We start from the raw sequence: 18,459 nt of genomic DNA on the forward strand, positions 1-18,459 counted from the left end.
TTGAACTATTCAAACAATGTTCAGTCCTATATAATATTTACATATATTATGTTGAGTTCTACATGTAAGTCCTATAGGGGGAGTGTAATAGTGGATACCTTGATGAAAATCAAACAATTTTTAATAGATAACTGCTCCCTCTCACATTTTGAGGTGTGGCAAAGTATAAAGGGATTAGATTTTTCACTCGTATTATCCCATCATATTGACAAAGAAACGCCGGTACCAAGAAGATTTTTCAATGAAGAAATACTAACACATGAAAATTTCACCGATATTTACTACCATTATTCCAATCATACAACTATAGTTATCAGAATCAGTAAATCTTCCGTACTAAACAATGAGAGCAAGCAGGAACTTAAACCGATCATAGATTTACATTACTTGCAAGTAATGCTAGATCGAGAAAAATATATTAGGAACAAAATGATGGAGAGTATCCGTGATATCTCCGTACTCGAAGATTTAAATGACTTGTTAAAGAAAATATTAGGAAATGCCATATCTGTTATTCCTGCAGCAGATATGGGAGTTCTATGGATGTACGAACCAAGCTTAGATGTGCTATTTCCTAAAGCTTGGACGGGCGGACCTAATGAAGAAATTAAAAAAATGAGGATGAAGATCGGGGAGGGAATTATTGGGAAAACGTTTAAAGATAATAAATCTTTTATTCTTACAAATATAGATGATATTATCTCAGAATCCTCTAACATTTCGGCAGATAATCTTTTTTATCTGTATAATTCTGTCCAATTTGACGATTTAAAATCCATTATTTCGGTTCCAATAAAGGTTGAGGAGAGTACTTTATGTGTATTGATTGTCTATCAAAATGGTCCTTATCCCCTTTTAACGAAAGATGATCAACAACTGTTAGAAAGCTTTTCTGATCAGGTCTCGATTGTATTAAGAAATTCGAAACTTTACCAAAATCTAAAAAAACAAAATGATCTTTTAATTCAACGAGATACCATACACAATACGTTAATAAAACTGTCGCTTCAAAATAAGGGTTTACAAAAAATCGCAAATGAAATAAAAAAGATGATAAACCATCCATTAATGATTGTAGACTTAACAGATCATCAACAATACTCAAGTCCAACCCAACGGAAATGGGAACTTCCTCTAGAGATAAATACAAAATTAAAAACTCAATCTTTTTTTACTAAGTCTTTAAATAATCAGTCATTGTATATTCACCCTATTATTGCGATTGATGTACCGATTGGAATAATGGCAGTGGATATGGAGGAGGATGAACTTTTTCCTTTAAACAAAATGATTATTGAACAGGCAAGTTCTGTGATTGCATTAGAGATTATCAGAAATCAAACATTAGTGGATTCTTATTATCAAAAAACAAATGATTTATTTAATGATTTTATTCAGTGCCGAGAATATAATCTGATACGAAAGAAGGCCATGGAGCTTAGAATTGATGATCATCCCTATTATTTGGCAATCGCAATTCATATACATCCTCATGCGGACTTTCACTTTCTTAATATGCAAGTGCATAAACTAATTGCCCAAATAAAAAAACATTTAGGAATATATGTTTCAACCGTTTTTGGTTATGGACATAAAGTGACGTTGGTATGCCAATTTAATCAATATGCAGATCAGGATTATGTAAAAAAGAAAGTAGAGCTTATTCATTCTAATTGGATGAATTTCCATGAAGAATCGCTAAAAATAGGGATTGGTACTTGCTACCCAAGTATGGATAATATAGCAAAAAGTTACTCCGAAGCGGATAAAGCCCTTTCTTTTCTTATCTCGAGGCAGCTTAAAAGCATCGTAAATTATCAAGATATTGGCATTAATCATCTATTTATTCACCAACCTATGGATGACTTGAACTCTTTTATTAATGAAATTTTTAATCCGCTCCAATCTGATAAAGATGGTTCGTTAGATTTAGAACAAACCCTGCTTGTCTATATGGAAAACGACCGTCAAGCTACACAAACAGCTAAACTTTTGCATATCCATGTTAATACCTTATATCAAAGGCTAAAAAGGATCGAAGAAAAACTTCAAATTTCCTTTTCGAACCCAGAAGACATTTTAAAACTACAGCTTGCATGTTATTTAAGAAATTCAATAGTCTGACTTAGCAATTACAGCAAGATAGGCCCGTAATTTATGCAGCATTTATACTTTTTACCTTTGTAATGCTTTAGTAAATAATACGGATCAAAAGTTAATGAACAACAACAAAAACATTTTTATAAGCAAAAAACACGCTGAATCGATTATCAGCGTGTTTTAGCATTTATTAATGCTTAGATTTTAAATTAAATGACATAAAGCTTGATGATTAGGGGAGACTTTCCTTAACTCAGGAATAACCTCGTTACATTTATCCATTTTTACTGGACATCTTGAATAGAAGGCACACCCTTTTGGCGGATTTTTGGCACTCGGTATATCCCCTTCTATATTTATTCTGTGCTTCATTTTTTTTTGTTTCGGATCTGCTATGGGAACAGATGATAGCAGTGCCTTTGTATATGGGTGCTGTGGATTATTAAATATTTCCTCACGAGTTCCGGTTTCGACAATTTTCCCTAGATACATGACCGCAATTCGATCGCTAATATGTTCAACAACACTTAAGTCATGTGAAATGAAAATTAATGTTAAACCTAATTTTTGTTGCAGTGACTTTAGTAAATTTAAGATTTGTGATTGAATAGAAACATCTAATGCTGATACTGGTTCATCACAAACAATGATTTGTGGATTTAGAGCCAAGGCCCTGGCAATTCCGATTCTTTGCCGCTGTCCGCCTGAGAATTCATGGGGATATCGATGTAAATGATGAATATCTAAACCTACTAATCTCAAAAGTGAGATTATCTTTTCTTCTAATTCTGTTTTTGAGAGCGTTTGATTAATAACAAACGGTTCACTTAAAATCTTTTTTATACTATGTTTAGGATTTAGGGAACTATATGGATCTTGAAAAATTACCTGGATATTTTTCCTGTATTCTTGCATTTCATATTTTTTCATTTCTAAAACATTTTTTTGGTCAAATACTATTTCCCCTGAAGTAGCATCTGTTAACCGCAGCAAGGACATGCCCGTTGTACTTTTTCCACAGCCAGATTCACCGACAATACTAAAAGTTTCCCCTTTTTTTACTTGAAAAGAAACCCCATCCACTGCCTTAATGACTTCTTTGGACTTACCGAAAAAGTTACCTTTTATTGGGTAGTATTTGGTTAAGTTTTTCACATCGAGCAGTATTTCTGCCTTTACATGTGCCAACAGCGGACCCTCCTTGTTTGTCCTATTACCTCCAGTTGAGGTTCTTTTTCAATACATTCGATTGTCGCAGCCGGACACCTTGGGTGAAACCGGCATCCTTTCGGCATGTGATCAAAGTCCGGAACTGAGCCTTCAATGGCATATAATTCTTTTTTAGGATCTCCTAATTTTGGAACGGAGAGCATTAATGCCTTTGTATAGGGATGTTTTGGTTTTTCAAACAATTCTTCTACTTGTGCTTCTTCAATCACTTGACCTGCATACATGACAATTGCTTTATGACAAGTTTCAGCAACAACCCCTAAATCGTGCGTAATCATGATGACTGTCATATTTAACTTTTGTTGTAGTTCGTATAATAGTTCAAGTATTTGAGCTTGAATGGTAACATCTAATGCAGTTGTTGGCTCATCGGCAATTAAGATTTTAGGCTTACATGCAAGTGCCATTGCAATCATAACCCGCTGTCTCATACCACCTGAAAGCTCATGAGGGTAAGCTTTCAATTTTTCTTCGGCGTCAGGAATTTTCACTTGGTTTAAAACTTCGATGGATTGTTGCTTAATCTCTTTTGCAGAAAGATTAGTATGATATTGAAACACTTCGGCCAATTGATTTCCAATCGTAAAGGAAGGATTTAAAGAAGTCATAGGCTCTTGGAATATCATCGAAATTTCCTTGCCGCGAATTTTGTTTAGCTCTTTTGCCGTCATTTTTGTCAGGTCTTTTCCGCAATAGGCGATGCTGCCTGAGCCAACTTCCATTTCCTTAGGTAAAAGACCCATAATCGACAAGGCCGTCATACTTTTTCCACAGCCGCTTTCCCCAACGACCGCGACGAATTCACCTTCATCAATGGCGAAATTTACATTTTCCAAAATGGCGCTAAACCCATCCCTACTTTTTCTGCCGACTCTAACATTCTTCATCTCTAAAATTGTACCCATATCCGCTCCCCCTATTTTCTCTGTTGTTTAATATGGGGATCAAAAGCATCACGGATTGCATCCCCCATTACATTAAATGCAATTGATACTAGTAACAAGGCCAATCCTGGAAATAGTACTAAACCAGGTATAGAGGTAATATATTCAAAGCCTTCTTGAATCATATTTCCCCAAGTAGGAGTAGGAGGCTGCACTCCTACTCCTAAAAAGCTTAAACTGGCTTCAATCCGGATTGCTGATGACATATTAAGTGTAGAAATAACAAGGAGCGGTCCTAAAATATTGGGAAAGATATGTTGGATAATCACACGAAAACTGCCTGCACCTAATGATATGGCACTCTTAATATACTCTTTCTCTTTGATTTCCATTGCCGATCCTCGTGCCATCCTGGCTACACCTGGAATTAACCCGATGCTTATTACGATAATTAATGTTGTCATGCTGGAACCGAGAGCTACGATGACCATTAATCCAAATAATAGAAGAGGAATCATCATAATGGATTCAAGTGCTCTCATGACGATATCATCAAGCCAGCCTCCCTTATAGGCTGCGGTCATTCCAAGAAATCCACCAATAATCGTACTGAAGGCGACAGAAATAAAACCGACAAAAAGGGAAGTTCGCGAGCCCCAAATAAGTCGGCTTAAAATATCTCTTCCAACAACATCCGTCCCAAGCCAATGTTTTGCAGAAACTCCCTGAGCCCGGCTAGTTATATCCTGTACAAGCGGGTCATAAGGCATAATAAATGGAGCAGTTAAAGCGAGTAACAACATGAAAACTAAAAAAAGAAGCCCAATCATGCCTAATTTGCTTTTTTTAAAAGCAGTCCATTCTGCAGATTTTTTCCGTCTAGCTTTTGTTTTTTCATTGCGAGGCAGTTCTGTGATCAGGTTGGATCCTGTTTCTTTCGGTAATGGCTGCGTCATCCCGGCATCTCCTTTCTATCTGGGTCTAATTTTTGGATTCACTAATGAATAACTGATATCGACTACGAGATTTACTACAATAACCAATACAGCAAACAGGATTAAACATCCTTGAAGAATGGTAAAGTCCCTTGTGAAAATGGCTCCAACCGCGAGACTCCCTAAACCTGGACGACTAAAAATGGTTTCGATAATGACAGTACCGCTGATTAATGCCGTTATATCAATTCCAATTACAGTAATGACAGGAATCAGACTATTTTTCAAAGCATGTTTAAAAATCACAACCGTATTCGGAATTCCTTTGGCTCGTGCTGTCCTTATATAATCCTGGTTAACTTCATCCAACATGCTTGCGCGCGAGAATCGCATCATTACACCTGATAGAATGATTCCCAAAGTTACTGCAGGAAGGACTAAATGATACAAACTTCCCCAAAGACCTTCCCCAGGTCCCATTGATGGAAAAATATTCATCTTTAATGAAAAGCCTAAGATTAAAAAAATCCCGAGTAAAAAAGGAGGAGCTGATAATCCAATCATGGAAAAAACTCTGACGATTGTATCAATCCACGAATTGGGCTTTAATGCTGAAAGAATCCCAATTGGTATTCCAACTACACAACCAATAACGATACTGGCAAACGAAAGCGCGAAAGTAGGAGTTAAATTCTTCGCAATCAAAGTCATGACCGGTGTGCCTGAAGAAAGTGAGTCTCCCAGGTTTCCTCTTAAAAGATCCCCCAAATAATGTACATATTGCTGCCAAATCGGCAAATCAAGGCCCATTTGCACCCGTAAATTATGTATTGATTCTTTACTGGCATTTTCCCCTAATATCACGGAGGCGGGATCGCCAGGCAAGACCCTAAGGGTGAAAAAAATGATACTAATCGTAAGAAAAATGGTAGGAATCGCTATTAATACCCGACGTAAAAGGAATTTTATCAATGAAATCACCCCGCAATTTGATAGGTGTAGAAGGAGTGAGAAAAGCTTCACTCCTCCTTTTAAATCATTTCTTTATTGCAAGTCAGTTGTTTCATATATTGGATAGGAATAAACTAACGTCCCTTTAATATCATAGCCTAGATTGACTTCTGTCCTTCTGAAAAGAACATTATTTGTTTCAATTAAAGGAATCACTGCATAATCAGCCATAATTTGTTTTTGAATATCTGCATACAATTCTTTTGCCTTGTTTTTATCCATCTCCTGAGTAGCCTGGACGATTAAGTCGTCTGACTTATTGTAATGTGAATAGTTTGTGCTACCAATTGATGAACTAAGAAAATCGGAAAACGCAAAAGATGCAGACTTGAAAGTACCCGCCTTCAAAACGACATTGTTTAAACCTTTGCGAATATTTGCTTGATAGGTAGGAATATCAGCTTGCTTTAATTCCATTTTGATGCCTACTTGTCTTAGTTGTTCCTGGATGTAAGTCATCAATTTGAAATAGGCTGGGCGAGTATTGACGAAGTTCGGCGGCAGCTCCAGCCCATTCCGATAACCCGCTTCTTTTAATAATTTCTTTGATAATTCAGGGTCGTATTTATAAACACCTAAATCTGTATGTCCATCGAGGTTACTTGCTATCGGTCCTGATGCTAACATAGCGACTCCCGGATCAGTAACCTGCTTCACATATTTGTCCATATCAATGGCATGTGCAATTGCTTCCCTAACACGTTTATCATCAAGCGGTTTAATAGATGAATTTAGATGCAAAAGCCAGTTTATAGGCGCTCCCGGAAAGTCAATTTTTAAATCCTTTTTGGTTTTCATTTTTTCCAACCAAAGTTTATCGCCACTTCCAGTAGCCAACTGAATCTCGCCCTTCTCCATGGCAATATCAACGGCATTTTGGTCTGTCATTGTCACAAATTCGATCTCATCCAACTTCGGTTCGCCGCGGAAGTAATTTGGGTTTTTTTCTAAAACTACTTTTTCATTTAATTTATATTCCTTTAACATGAAAGGCCCAGTTCCGACCGGCTTTACCATCGAATCTTTACCGGCAGCCTCGATTGCCTCTTTCTTTACAATCGCACCGCCCATGTCATCCACCAGTAAGCGTTGCAGAAAAATGGGATCCGGCTGATTTAATTGGAAAACGACCGTATATTTATCTGGAGTCTGAACCTCTTTAATTACTTTTAGATCCTCCGTATAAGCTGAACCTGTTTTAGGATCCAGCAATCGATCAAACGTATATTTTACGTCTGCGGATGTGAATTCTCCATAATCAAATTGCCATTTGACTCCTTTGCGGAGATGGAAAGTCCATATCGTTCCGTCAGAATTATTTTCCCACTTTTCGGCAAGATCTCCTTCAATGGCATTCACATCAGTTGTGCCTGGTTTAAAGTGGACAAGGCCATTATAGATGGGTTGATTGACAGTACGATCAGGGCCAGAGCTGCTGAATGCTGGGTCTAAATGGGTTGCGTTGCCTGGTACTGCAACCTTTAGAACTTTTGGCCCTTTATTTGTTTCTTTTTCTCCGGCAATATTCGATTTTTCCGTTGTTTTCGATGTTTGACTTGACGAGCAGCCTGCTAAGACAAGAACTACACACATAATAAAAACTACTCCAATATTTATCCATTTAATTGAGTTTCGCATTGAAACCCCCCCTATTAAAAGTTACTTGTCTTCTAAACTTCCAAAAGCATATAATTAAAAACATATTTAGTTCAAATATTCAGCGACCGCCTCAAAAACATTTGCAAACAGTTTCGATGTTTCATTGCTGTGACCCGGGTGAGTCGAGAATTGGACAGCCACCATCTCAGCTTGAGGGGCAATATGAACCCGTTGTCCATACAGTCCGTTCGCCTCAAATGACTCGAATCTATTGTGAGTAATCCACCATTGATTATGATATGAAAAGCCCGGTCTTGAATTGGTTTTATCACTCAGTGCAAACAGTTCCCGATTCCCCCCCTTACGAATTTCGTCAATAACCGCCTTTGGTACAATCTCTTGTCCATTGAAAAATCCATCATTACGTATCATCTCCGCGAAGCGGGCCATGTCTCTAAGAGTAGCATTGAGCCCGCCGCAAGCCTGTTCAGTGCCATGTCCATCAACAATAAAGTAGGCGTCCTCTTCCGCTCCCAATTTCGACCAGATCTCTTCGCTTAGAAGATCTGAGAGAGATTTGCCGGACACCCGGCGGAGAATCCAACCCAGTACTTCGGTAGGACCATTGCTGTAACAAAACAATGAGCCATGTTCGCCGGATTTCCTTATCACGTCAAGAAAATCATAGATTGATTTTGGCCCCTTATACCCTTCGTTTGCTGGTGTTGTCCCCATTGCGGTTAATAATAACTTCCGTTGGTTGTCAATGTAGTTATCATTTGGAAATAAAATAGGATAATCACAAACTACCTGCATGTCAAGAAGCTGTTGAATAGTTGCATCACCAAAAGCACTTTCTAACAGTTCAGGAATGTACATGTCAACCTTATCATCAGCCTTCAGATTTCCTTTGTGCAGCTCCATAGCGACGAGCGTACCAACAAATGATTTAGTAACCGAAGCAAGTCCATGCGGTTGATGAGGTTTCATGCCTATAAAATACTTTTCATAAACAATCTTTCCCCTGTGCATGACAAGGAAAGCGTCCGTGTTACTCTGAATTAATGTTTCCTTAAGTGTAGTAGACTGACCCATGTCATCAACAAACACCAGCTCATCCAAATTCTGTGGTACACTGTCCAAATAGGCCGGTATGCAGTTACCACGCCGAACGTTAACACTAGGCTGTAACTGGCGGGAATGATGCATAGCCCAACGCAGGTAAGGAGATTTGTACCAATTTCCACGCGTAACCGTTTTCTCTTTTGATGGTGGAAACCCATCCATTAGCCCGATTACTTCGGGATCAGTTTTGTGGGCATCCGAGAAGTTTTTGCTTTGGGATATAACGTTCTCTATGCCGATAAAATGTTTGTTTGTGTTGTTTGACATTTTTTACACTCCTAAGAATTTTATAGTTTTCTATTTTTAATATTGATTATTCTAAAAAACTATTTTTCACGCGGATCATCTAATTCCACTTGAACTTTTATACCCGTAACCTTTTCTATCGATTTTGCGAGCATCATTTCCAGCGTTCCCTTCGGTAATACGCAATCCATACATGAAGTTTCCTCGAATGAAATTTTTAATTGAATAAGTTCGTTTTCTATATTGGATATTTCCAATCCTACCCCATCTGCCTCCATGGCCGGGCGGTATTGATTGAGCACATTCTCTACACTTTTTTTTATATCAGGCATGGTTCCACTCCATTTCTCATTCTGTTTTCCCATAAAGAAGGATGCTTTCAATTCTTTTAGCAGCTTCTATTGCCCGTTCTTTTAATAATTCATCCGTTAAACTGCCGATTGGATGTTTCACTAAAACAAAGGGATAATCAGGTATCCCTTGAAGCTCCGCCATCATTTTAGAAGTCATTTCAAATGGTTCCGTGCAGATAACGGCCGTAGGAATGCCATATTGTTCAAGAGTGATCCCATCATGCAAACTGCATGAACTGCATGAGCCTCAATCGCCGATAGCCGTTAAAACAGCATTACACTTTTTTAGAATCTGAATTTCGTTTAATGTTACCTTTTCACTAGGATGCTTTTTCGCTAAAGAAATCGTTTCTTTGATAGCATATTTTTTTCTTAAATGTTCAATTGCCATTTCCATAAGCATGTCCGCTTTATGTTTTGAGTTGGTTAACAGACCGATAATCGTGCCATCCAATGTTCTTAATCTTGGCGCCTTTTCTTTGTTATCCTGTGCAACATCAGTGATGGTTGGGTTTAAAAGCTGAATCATTTTACCAGTGTTCATCTTAATCCTCCTCTTTTTCGAATTGGTTTTGTTACCATTACATTTCCTCTGCCTCGGCTCCATGAAGGGAAAAATGAGGAATGTCCACCAGCATCGCCGCCTCCAACAAGGACAACAATATCATCAGGAGATAGCCCGCGATGTGCCCATTTATTTTCGTCACCAACTTTCATTTGCCCGGCAATCTTCCCAGTTCGTTTAAGGTCAGCTATAGTCCTTTTGGCATTTTCATATAGAAATTCTTTAACCTGCCATTTTGACCATCCATCATTCTTTACATATTGGACATGCTCCGGAGCTAATACGACAAGGGATTGCCCTTTACTAAAACTCCCCGCTGCAGACATAGCATCAGCCGCTGTTAATAATATCCCTTTAGCATCATTACTATGGTGGTTCAAGATATTGTGGGGAGCCTCACTTGCAAAAATGGTAATAGTACTTTCATTGGGGTCATAACCCAAATCGACATGATAAGGGTTCCAAGGACTCTTTTCTTCTAATTCGCCAAAACAAATAGAATACTTTCCAGGCCACCCCTGTGTTGATTTATCAAGAACTCCAGGTTTTGCATTCAAACAATTTAAATAAATTAAGCGAATTGCACGGCCAATCGTTGAATTCGCCCGCCAGCCAGGACCAAATAAATTTACGCCGCAGTTTATCTCTAATTCCTTCCTGATGGGTCCATTGATAAAAATAAGTGATGCTGCACCACCAGTGCTAGTAACCGGGGCATGGAGAGAATACTTAGGATCACTCATAGCCGAAAGCACAGCTTCAATTACAGGTGCATAGCTGGGCAAACATCCCGCCATGATTATATTAATTGCAATTTTTTCGGCAGTTACTTTTCTCCCTCGCACTGGTTCCGTTAATAAAATTTCATCCGGATCCCAGCCGGCTTGATCCAGAAAAAGGTCAAGCAATTTCCTAGTTGGCGGAACGACAGGAAGTCCATCCGTCCATCCCTGCTGATAGCAAAATTCAATTCCTTCCCATCCATCATTCACTAATAACTCTTCCAGTTTTATCATAGATACCTCCTGGTACGACTCATTAAATAATCAGCAATCTCGAAAAATAGTTTATGAAACAGGTTATAACTTACCAATATTCCTTACAATTCAAAATCAATATTTTAATAGCGAGAACATTTAACATACTGCGGGCTCAAGGGGAAAACGCTTACAGTTAGAGATACGGACACCGAGGGAGTGGGAATGAACATAGTGAAAGTTACTACATCGATGAAAGTTAGGAATAATATTTGAAAATCGATGCAAAACGTGATCTCTATTGATTTCGATTTTAATGATCGGTTACATTCGTGAATATTCGTAATATTAAATTAATTATATTTATAAATTTAATTTAAGTAAAATAAGCATTTTTGATATTAACATAAACAAAAGTTATGTTTAAAAAACATAGCTATATATCTTCGTAGGCTATAAAATACAGCCTTAGGGTTTACTTAAGATATGTATTAATGCAAAAATAATGTAACCACTTTCCAATATTTCCACTAGATTTGTAGTAAAGATTCCTTTTAGCGAAAAAACTCGCAACAGTTTCCTAAATTGTAGGTCGGAGGTTCGAATCCTCTTTGGGATGTCTAAAAAAACCTTGATAATTCAAGGTTTTTTTTGTTTAGATTAATTGCAACATCTAAGTAAGTCTTTTTTTCTCTATACTGCCAATTTGCCTTGTCCATAATCTTCTGCCCCGAATATATTATAGAACCAATCATCTTAAGGTAAGGTGAATCGCATATTATGGAATTTTCCCCAGATAAACTCCTCATTTGCTTCCGTACCCATGTTTCTAGTCTGAAACGCCTTGAAATCCATCAAGAAATTGGAGCGACGTTGATTGACCATATTACAGAGTTGAATGTCGATGTTGTCTCTGTTAAACCTGATCAATTGACTGCAAGTTTGTGTCGTTATTCCGCTTGTAATGAAGTGGAGTATGTAGAACGCAACTGGATCGCGAAAGCAACCAGCAAGCTTAATGGAAATTCCCCCAACGACTCTCTTTCTCCTCTGCAATGGGGACATTTAAAAATTCAGGCTCCGCAATCCTGGAGTAGAATTCCATCTGAAGTCCTCAATCCCAATCTTTCACATAATCGGGAGTTAAAACCGGTTGTTGTAGCGGTACTAGATTCAGGAATAAATAAGCATCATCCTGACTTGTCACAAAAAGTCGTGCTGAATAAAAACTTCTCGAATTCCTCTTCAATGGATGACTTGTATGGACATGGCACTCATATCGCTGGGATTATTGATGCAATTACGAATAATAGAATAGGTGTGGCTGCTGTTGCCTTTAATGCGGTAAAATTGATGAACGTGAAAGTATTGGATGATAATGGACAAGGTACCATCAGTCGCACTGCGAAAGGAATTATCTTTGCTGCTAATCACGGAGCAAAAGTTATAAACATGAGTCTTGCCTCTCCAGAAGCAAATGAAACGTTACACCGTGCTGTACGATATGCTACAAAAAAAGGAGTAGTGTTGATTTCATCTGCAGGAAACTATGGAACAAGTCAGAAACACTATCCAGCGGCTTTTCCTGAAGTAATTAGTGTGGCTGCAACCGATGAAAAAGATCAACTTGCAGGCTTCTCCAACTATGGAGGGTCATGGGTGGATGTTGCAGCACCTGGTGTTTCTATTTGGTCGACACTTCCTACTCATTCTAATCCTATGGGAAGTAGGGATACAGGACCTCTTAGCGGAACATCCCAGGCATCTTCGTTTGTAAGCGGACTGGCTGGTCTAATCTTGGCCATTAATCCAAAATCTAAAGTAAACGTAAGGCGAATAATAGAATCGAATACAGACCCAATCCCAGGGCAAGGCACTTTATATAAGTTTGGACGAATCAATGCATTTAAAGCGGTCAAAAATGTGCCTTAAATTTCCCAGATCCACTAAATTGTGCTATAAAGGTTGGATTGGATATGAATAACAATAATCCATGTATTTCTATATTTATAAAAGAGCTTCAAGCATTACTTCATTCTGAAAAAATATTATTATAGTTTCATTTTTCTAAAGAAACAAATAAGAATCGAGGTTGACTCAAAAAGTCGTTAAATGACGGCTCTTTTGAGTCAGTCTTTTATCTTTGTACTACTTTCTGCAGTAAAAAACAGAAAATACGGTCGAACTACCACACCATTTTTGAATTTCATTTGCGGAAAACTTCTACCAGCTATCTTTGCATAAAAAATAGCCCCCTAAAATTATTTATAGGCGGCTACCTCAATCGGCTTAACCTAAAATTTAGCCCTCTTAAATATTGCTTTTAAGAGCATACCTATGACAACTCCTGGAATCACGCATAACATTGGAAACCAAACTGTTCCCAACAAAACTCCAAACAACTTCACTCTCGCTGAATACATAAGTCCAACAGTCACAAAATAGGCGGAGAAAACAAACGGCAAATAAGAATAGGGTTCCCTGCCTCCACCAGCATCTTTATAAGCGTCCCACATTGCAAAAAAGTAAACACAAGGATAAAACATGAGCCATTTATATTCAGTATGTTCAATGGCTTTCAAAATTTCACCATTAAAACTATGTAAGATTAATTCATTAAAATGAGATTGAACATTAATAACAAATTCTAATGTAATAAATATAATCCCTTTCAGGTAATTTCCATTAAGTAATTGACCAAATCCAGGGAGAGCAATACTCCATAACAATTTTTCTTTTGGATTCACATCTGTCTAACCTTTTTCTTTTAGAATTTTAATACAAATGCTTTGCTGATGATTACACATCATTTGATAACTTATTTCTCTCAACTGCATAGGGCAGCTGCTCCATCCAGCCGTTCTCCACCATTAGCTTTGCTGCATCTTCAACAAATCTTGAAATGTTCATTAATGATTTTGAGTACATGAGTGCCAAATCATGTCTTCCATTTACTGCCTCAGAATTTCCAAATGCCCTAATTTTCATGGCGAACATGTCCATCTTATGAAACAACATTAATTTATCTGAAAATGGAGAAAATGTTGATTTTGTTACCAAATGATCATGAAGAGATGGTGCGGGCAAATCACTTTCATGAAGTTTTCCCATGTATATTTCAATGTGTTTATGAGTAAAATTTTTCCCTTGTATAAACAAATCCCGAATCTTTTCTGATTTAACGACTTGGCTAAATGCCATAATGAGTGCTTTGCTTGTTGTGTTATTTTCAATATTATCGTAAAGATGAGTAATTTCTAATGCGTGTAATGGTCGTACATCTCCTAAAAAGCCATTTAAAAAATCTTTGTGAACAAATTCCACTTTATCGGGGACTGGAATAATAGGTGGTTTGATAATAAGCCCTTTCCCCATTAATATATCTTTGATTTGTTTCATCAAAGCCATGGTAGACTCCATACAATTAATAAAAAACTCTTCTACATCCTTTCTATAAACAAGCGGTACAGCAACGTTATAAATACTCATCCCTGCTTTGGCAGCATATTTTAAGTAATGTACGTAGTATTCATCTTGAAACAAACGAGGAGCCCCAGCATTTAGATCTTCTTCTTCTGAAAAACCTTTCGGAATAGGAAATTTATCTTTCTCAAAAATCCCTTTTGTTGTTCTTAGGAACTCCGTACTTAATTTTAATGCATTTTCTAACAAAGTTTTAATATCTGGGTCTTCAACATGTTGAAGAAAATACTTTAAAATACATTTTGACATGCTATTTCCCATATAGGTGGCCCACAGTTTCCCCATTTCAGCTGCTGTAAGTTCTTCACTTAAATCCGATTTTGCTGAATTAATATTAATAGGTTTAAGTGTGTACATAGAAAAATCTCCCTTTTTATGTTTTGCTTAGTATTTTCCTCATTTCAAAATCATATTCTGCATTAGACTTATACCAAAAATGAGAAAATCTCTAGGACGTACAAAAACCCTTGCTCTGCAAGGGTTTTTCGTTTTAGACCATAATATTTATATATTTAAAATAGACAGTTTACCGCCAATTTTCTTATTAGATCGTTCTACCTTTTTGCACCTGCTTGAAGGAGAATCTTCTCAATTTCTACGAAGTTTCTTTCTCTCGCATGTTGAAGAGGTGTTACTCTCTCGGAATCGGGTATGTTAACATCTGCCCCGTGGTCAATTAATAGCATGATGGTTTCCTGCTGTTTCTTTCCGCCATCATTTAGAACAATAGCCTCCATTAAGGCTGTCCAGCCTAAATTGTTAATATGATTGACATCAATTTCTGTTTTTTCTAGCAGTACTTTTACCACTTCTACATATCCATGTTCGGAAGCTGGAATGAGGGCTGTTCCACCGAACCTGTTTAAAAGTTTTGGATTGGCCCCCGCCTCAATAGTAAGTCTTAAAATCCCAATATAACCCTCTGCACCAGCATAAAGGAACGGATTATTCTTCATATGATCCTGAATATTAACATCCGCCCCCTTTTCAATTAAGGCTTTGGCTGTTTCTATATCATTAGCATAGGTAGCAATCATGACCGCTGTCCTTCCCATACTATCTTGGCTATTTATATTTACTCCCTTATTTAAAAAACTATTAATCTCGTCTATTTTTCCGTTTTCTACAGCCTTAAAAAATTGATTTTTCATATTTACCTCCTTTTCAATCGGAACTTCACTTGACTTTTCAACAATTTTGGGATTTTGACAACCTGCCAAAATAAGGAACATAATACAAAAAGAAAGTAATTTACGTTTCATAAACAAACCATTTTACTAATCAATCGATAATTGGATTAGTTTATTTGTTCTTTTTTCGTTTGATAGTCCAACTTGTTCATAGATTTTTTTTGCTTGCAATGCAAGAGGATTTCCTTCCATCGGATTGGCGAAATAAATCTTATTCATATTTGCAAGGTAAATAGCGCTTAAACACATTGGACACGGTTCTCCGCTTGCATACAATTCACATTCCGATAAATCTTCTGTCCCTAATGAACGTGAAGCTTTACTGATGGCCTGCAGTTCGGCATGTGTGGTTGGATCGTGTGTTGCCAGGACATCGTTAACTCCTTCAGCAATAATTGCTCCATCTTTTACAATAACCGCCCCAAATGGCTTTCCGCCTCTATCCGCATTATTCTTTGCTAGATTGATGGCATATTCCATCCATTTTTTATTACTCATTGAAAACCACTCCAATTAATTATTTAGTTTATTTCTGATTATATTAAACCGATATCATATATCCTGCGCCCCAAACTGTTTCGATAAATTGAGGATTAGAGGGATCTTTCTCAATTTTGCCGCGGATTTTTCTTATGTGCACTGTGATCGTGGTAATATCCCCAGAGGAATCGAGGCCCCAAATGGTTTCGAAAAGATCTTCTTTGCTAAAGACACGATTTGGATGCTGTGCTAAGAAAAGTAATAGATCAAATTCTTTCGCAGTTAAAGCGACCTTCTGATTGTTCACATAAACCTTTCGAGCCATTTCATCAATGACTAGCCCTCGGATGCTTATTTCCTTTTTGGTTGTATCAGAACTCCCTAGTAACCGCTCATAGCGGGCCAAATGGGCCTTCACTCTAGCAACAAGCTCGCCAGGACTGAACGGCTTAATAATATAATCATCGGCTCCAAGACCCAAACCTCTTATTTTATCAATATCTTCCTTTCTAGCCGAGACAAATAAGATGGGGATATTCTTTACAGCTCTAACTTGTTTACAGATCTCGAATCCATCTACCTCTGGCAGCATGACATCGATAATTAATAAGTCATAATCTTTACTTAGTGCCCGTTTTAACCCTTCTTTGCCAGAGGTTTGTAATTCAACATCATAACCATTAATCTCAAGATAATCTTGTTGCAGTTCTCCAATATCAAGATCATCTTCTACGATTAAAACTTTTTTCAATGTATTCACCACTCTATTTCGCCTTCTTTAATGTAAAGAGGATGCTCGTCCCTGCTCCTAATTGACTTCTCACCGAAATATCGCCGCCATGCTCCGTGATAATCTGCTTTGAAATGGCAAGACCTAGTCCGCTTCCGCCGGTAGATTGATTTCTTGATGCGTCCACACGATAAAAACGCTCAAAAATATATGGAAGAGATTTAGGCTCGATTCCAGAGCCATTATCATGGACCTCAATTTCAACAAAATCTTCCTCTTCATTTATTAGAATGTTTATGATTTTTTCTGGTTTTTTCATATGCTTTACGGAGTTATCAATGATATTGGTCATTACCCTCCTTAATTGATCACGGTCAGCAATTACTATCGCAGCATTATCCATCCGATTTTCTACAGTAATCTTAATCCCTTTTTCCTCTAAATCAAAATTTATTTCCTCAACAAAGTTTTTTATATAACGGAATATATCAATGTCCACAAAGGCAAACGGAAGTTTTTTTAAATCAAGCTTTGAAAAAAGAAATAAATCATCAATTAATTGATCCATATCTGCCGCTTTTCGTTTAATAGTAGAAAGGTATTTCTCCAATTTCCCTTGTGACACAGCAACGCCATCCTGAATACCTTCAATATAGCCTTTAATAGAGGTTATCGGGGTTTTTAAATCATGAGAGATATTGGAAATTAATTCCTTTCTGCTTTCCTCATATTGAAGTTGCAGGTCAATGGATTCTTTAAGTTTTATCCTCATTTTGTCAAATGCATCGCTAAGCTGGCCAATTTCATCCTGTCTTTTATTATCAATCTTTACATTTAAATTACCTTCTCCCATTTGTTCTGTTGCCTTTTTCAAAGAAAATAACGGCTTAATAATACTCTTAGATACAAAATAACTTAATAGACCATTTACAAGAATTAAGGAAAGAAATAATAATCCGAATATTAACGGAAACAAACTTCTGGACAGTTCAACAAAAGGACTAACTTCCCTCATGATGACAACACTGCCTTTTTCCTGATCAGGAAAATAAAAATCAAACTTTACATATAAAAAAAATTGATGATTTATACTGATGGTGTCTCTTACTTTAATATTTTCTGGTTCAAATGAAGGGAGCTTTTTTACGTCCTTTATAGAATTTATAATCTTTGAGGAATGAACAATTTTTTCACCTTTACGGATGATTAATCCAGAAGTAACAGAATCTAACTTTTGATCAAATTGTTTAAGCAAGGTTTCATTTAACAATTGATTTGGTTGTTTTTTAGCTAAATATTTAACATCCAGGAATACATTTTCCTCTGGTTTTGTTAAAGGCTTAAGCGCATATTGACGTGTATACAAATCTTTAATACTGCGGACATCACCTGTAATCGCCACTGGTATTAACATAGCGCTTATTATGAATAATACAAGAGTTACGATTAGCATTGTTGTATGTGAAATTAATAGCCGCCACCGAATGGACATAAGCGTGCCTCCAGATCCGAGGTACAGTTTTAATAAATTTACCGAAAAGGGAACAAGGT

At 37.2% G+C, this 18,459-nt stretch carries 17 protein-coding genes; 2 read left to right on the forward strand and 15 right to left on the reverse strand.

Annotation, left to right across the window (positions count from 1 at the left end; translation table 11 throughout):
• The first annotated feature begins 90 nt into the window (after positions 1–90).
• Positions 91–2,124, forward strand: coding sequence for a helix-turn-helix domain-containing protein (locus LC455_RS03920; RefSeq protein ID WP_223588344.1), 2,034 nt, complete (start codon positions 91–93; stop codon positions 2,122–2,124).
• A gap of 180 nt (positions 2,125–2,304) precedes the next feature.
• On the opposite strand, the gene LC455_RS03925 is transcribed toward LC455_RS03920, so the two are convergent.
• From LC455_RS03925 to LC455_RS03970, 9 genes are all read right to left on the reverse strand, one after another.
• A complete protein-coding gene (locus LC455_RS03925) occupies positions 2,305–3,288 on the reverse strand; it encodes an ABC transporter ATP-binding protein (RefSeq protein ID WP_223588345.1) in 984 nt (327 codons plus the stop codon).
• Entirely contained in the window at positions 3,276–4,235 is a 960-nt protein-coding gene (locus tag LC455_RS03930) for an ABC transporter ATP-binding protein (protein ID WP_223588347.1), read from the reverse strand. The genes LC455_RS03925 and LC455_RS03930 overlap by 13 nt, the downstream gene beginning before the upstream one ends.
• 11 nt (positions 4,236–4,246) lie before the next feature.
• Entirely contained in the window at positions 4,247–5,170 is a 924-nt protein-coding gene (locus LC455_RS03935) for an ABC transporter permease (RefSeq protein WP_223588348.1), read from the reverse strand.
• Positions 5,171–5,185: 15 nt separating this feature from the next.
• Complete coding sequence (locus tag LC455_RS03940; protein ID WP_223588350.1) at positions 5,186–6,121, reverse strand: ABC transporter permease; 936 nt, start codon at positions 6,119–6,121, stop codon at positions 5,186–5,188.
• A 72-nt stretch (positions 6,122–6,193) separates the two neighbouring features.
• A complete protein-coding gene (locus LC455_RS03945; protein ID WP_223588352.1) occupies positions 6,194–7,798 on the reverse strand; it encodes an ABC transporter substrate-binding protein in 1,605 nt (534 codons plus the stop codon).
• A gap of 66 nt (positions 7,799–7,864) precedes the next feature.
• Entirely contained in the window at positions 7,865–9,151 is a 1,287-nt protein-coding gene (locus LC455_RS03950; protein WP_223588354.1) for a serine hydrolase domain-containing protein, read from the reverse strand.
• A 59-nt stretch (positions 9,152–9,210) separates the two neighbouring features.
• Positions 9,211–9,462: a NifU family protein gene (locus tag LC455_RS03955; RefSeq protein ID WP_223588356.1), complete on the reverse strand. Its 252-nt coding sequence runs from the start codon at positions 9,460–9,462 to the stop codon at positions 9,211–9,213.
• Between the two features lie 16 nt (positions 9,463–9,478).
• Complete coding sequence (locus LC455_RS32055) at positions 9,479–10,090, reverse strand: UGSC family (seleno)protein (protein WP_440446375.1); 612 nt, start codon at positions 10,088–10,090, stop codon at positions 9,479–9,481.
• Positions 10,024–11,064, reverse strand: a complete 1,041-nt coding sequence (locus tag LC455_RS03970; RefSeq protein WP_223588361.1) for a hypothetical protein — start codon at positions 11,062–11,064, stop codon at positions 10,024–10,026. Before LC455_RS03970 ends, LC455_RS32055 begins: the two co-directional genes overlap by 67 nt.
• Before the next feature lie 741 nt (positions 11,065–11,805).
• Here LC455_RS03970 and LC455_RS03975 point away from each other — a divergent pair.
• Complete coding sequence (locus LC455_RS03975; RefSeq protein ID WP_223588363.1) at positions 11,806–12,957, forward strand: S8 family serine peptidase; 1,152 nt, start codon at positions 11,806–11,808, stop codon at positions 12,955–12,957.
• A gap of 362 nt (positions 12,958–13,319) precedes the next feature.
• On the opposite strand, the gene LC455_RS03980 is transcribed toward LC455_RS03975, so the two are convergent.
• From LC455_RS03980 to LC455_RS04005, 6 genes are all read right to left on the reverse strand, one after another.
• Complete coding sequence (locus LC455_RS03980) at positions 13,320–13,772, reverse strand: hypothetical protein (protein WP_223588364.1); 453 nt, start codon at positions 13,770–13,772, stop codon at positions 13,320–13,322.
• Between the two features lie 52 nt (positions 13,773–13,824).
• Positions 13,825–14,865 (reverse strand): DUF3231 family protein, encoded by a 1,041-nt coding sequence (locus tag LC455_RS03985; RefSeq protein WP_223588365.1) that lies wholly within the window; start codon positions 14,863–14,865, stop codon positions 13,825–13,827.
• A 197-nt stretch (positions 14,866–15,062) separates the two neighbouring features.
• On the reverse strand, positions 15,063–15,770 hold the full coding sequence (locus LC455_RS03990) for an ankyrin repeat domain-containing protein (RefSeq protein WP_223588367.1): 708 nt from the start codon (positions 15,768–15,770) through the stop codon (positions 15,063–15,065).
• Between the two features lie 15 nt (positions 15,771–15,785).
• Complete coding sequence (locus LC455_RS03995) at positions 15,786–16,196, reverse strand: nucleoside deaminase (RefSeq protein ID WP_223588368.1); 411 nt, start codon at positions 16,194–16,196, stop codon at positions 15,786–15,788.
• 43 nt (positions 16,197–16,239) lie between these two features.
• Positions 16,240–16,938 (reverse strand): response regulator transcription factor, encoded by a 699-nt coding sequence (locus LC455_RS04000; RefSeq protein WP_223588711.1) that lies wholly within the window; start codon positions 16,936–16,938, stop codon positions 16,240–16,242.
• 4 nt (positions 16,939–16,942) lie between these two features.
• Entirely contained in the window at positions 16,943–18,400 is a 1,458-nt protein-coding gene (locus LC455_RS04005; protein WP_223588369.1) for a sensor histidine kinase, read from the reverse strand.
• Positions 18,401–18,459: the final 59 nt, after the last annotated feature.

This window comes from Neobacillus bataviensis (assembly GCF_019969725.1).

Bases quoted from the DNA above. Each gene is read 5' to 3' on its own strand.
- LC455_RS03930 (WP_223588347.1), bottom strand. From the start codon at position 4,235: ATGGGTACAATTTTAGAGATGAAGAATGTTAGAGTCGGCAGAAAAAGT.
- LC455_RS03935 (WP_223588348.1), bottom strand. From the start codon at position 5,170: ATGACGCAGCCATTACCGAAAGAAACAGGATCCAACCTGATCACAGAA.
- LC455_RS03945 (WP_223588352.1), bottom strand. From the start codon at position 7,798: ATGCGAAACTCAATTAAATGGATAAATATTGGAGTAGTTTTTATTATG.
- LC455_RS03950 (WP_223588354.1), bottom strand. From the start codon at position 9,151: ATGTCAAACAACACAAACAAACATTTTATCGGCATAGAGAACGTTATA.
- LC455_RS03955 (WP_223588356.1), bottom strand. From the start codon at position 9,462: ATGCCTGATATAAAAAAAAGTGTAGAGAATGTGCTCAATCAATACCGC.
- LC455_RS03970 (WP_223588361.1), bottom strand. From the start codon at position 11,064: ATGATAAAACTGGAAGAGTTATTAGTGAATGATGGATGGGAAGGAATT.
- LC455_RS03975 (WP_223588363.1), top strand. From the start codon at position 11,806: ATGGAATTTTCCCCAGATAAACTCCTCATTTGCTTCCGTACCCATGTT.
- LC455_RS03985 (WP_223588365.1), bottom strand. From the start codon at position 14,865: ATGTACACACTTAAACCTATTAATATTAATTCAGCAAAATCGGATTTA.
- LC455_RS03990 (WP_223588367.1), bottom strand. From the start codon at position 15,770: ATGAAACGTAAATTACTTTCTTTTTGTATTATGTTCCTTATTTTGGCA.
- LC455_RS03995 (WP_223588368.1), bottom strand. From the start codon at position 16,196: ATGAGTAATAAAAAATGGATGGAATATGCCATCAATCTAGCAAAGAAT.
- LC455_RS04005 (WP_223588369.1), bottom strand. From the start codon at position 18,400: ATGTCCATTCGGTGGCGGCTATTAATTTCACATACAACAATGCTAATC.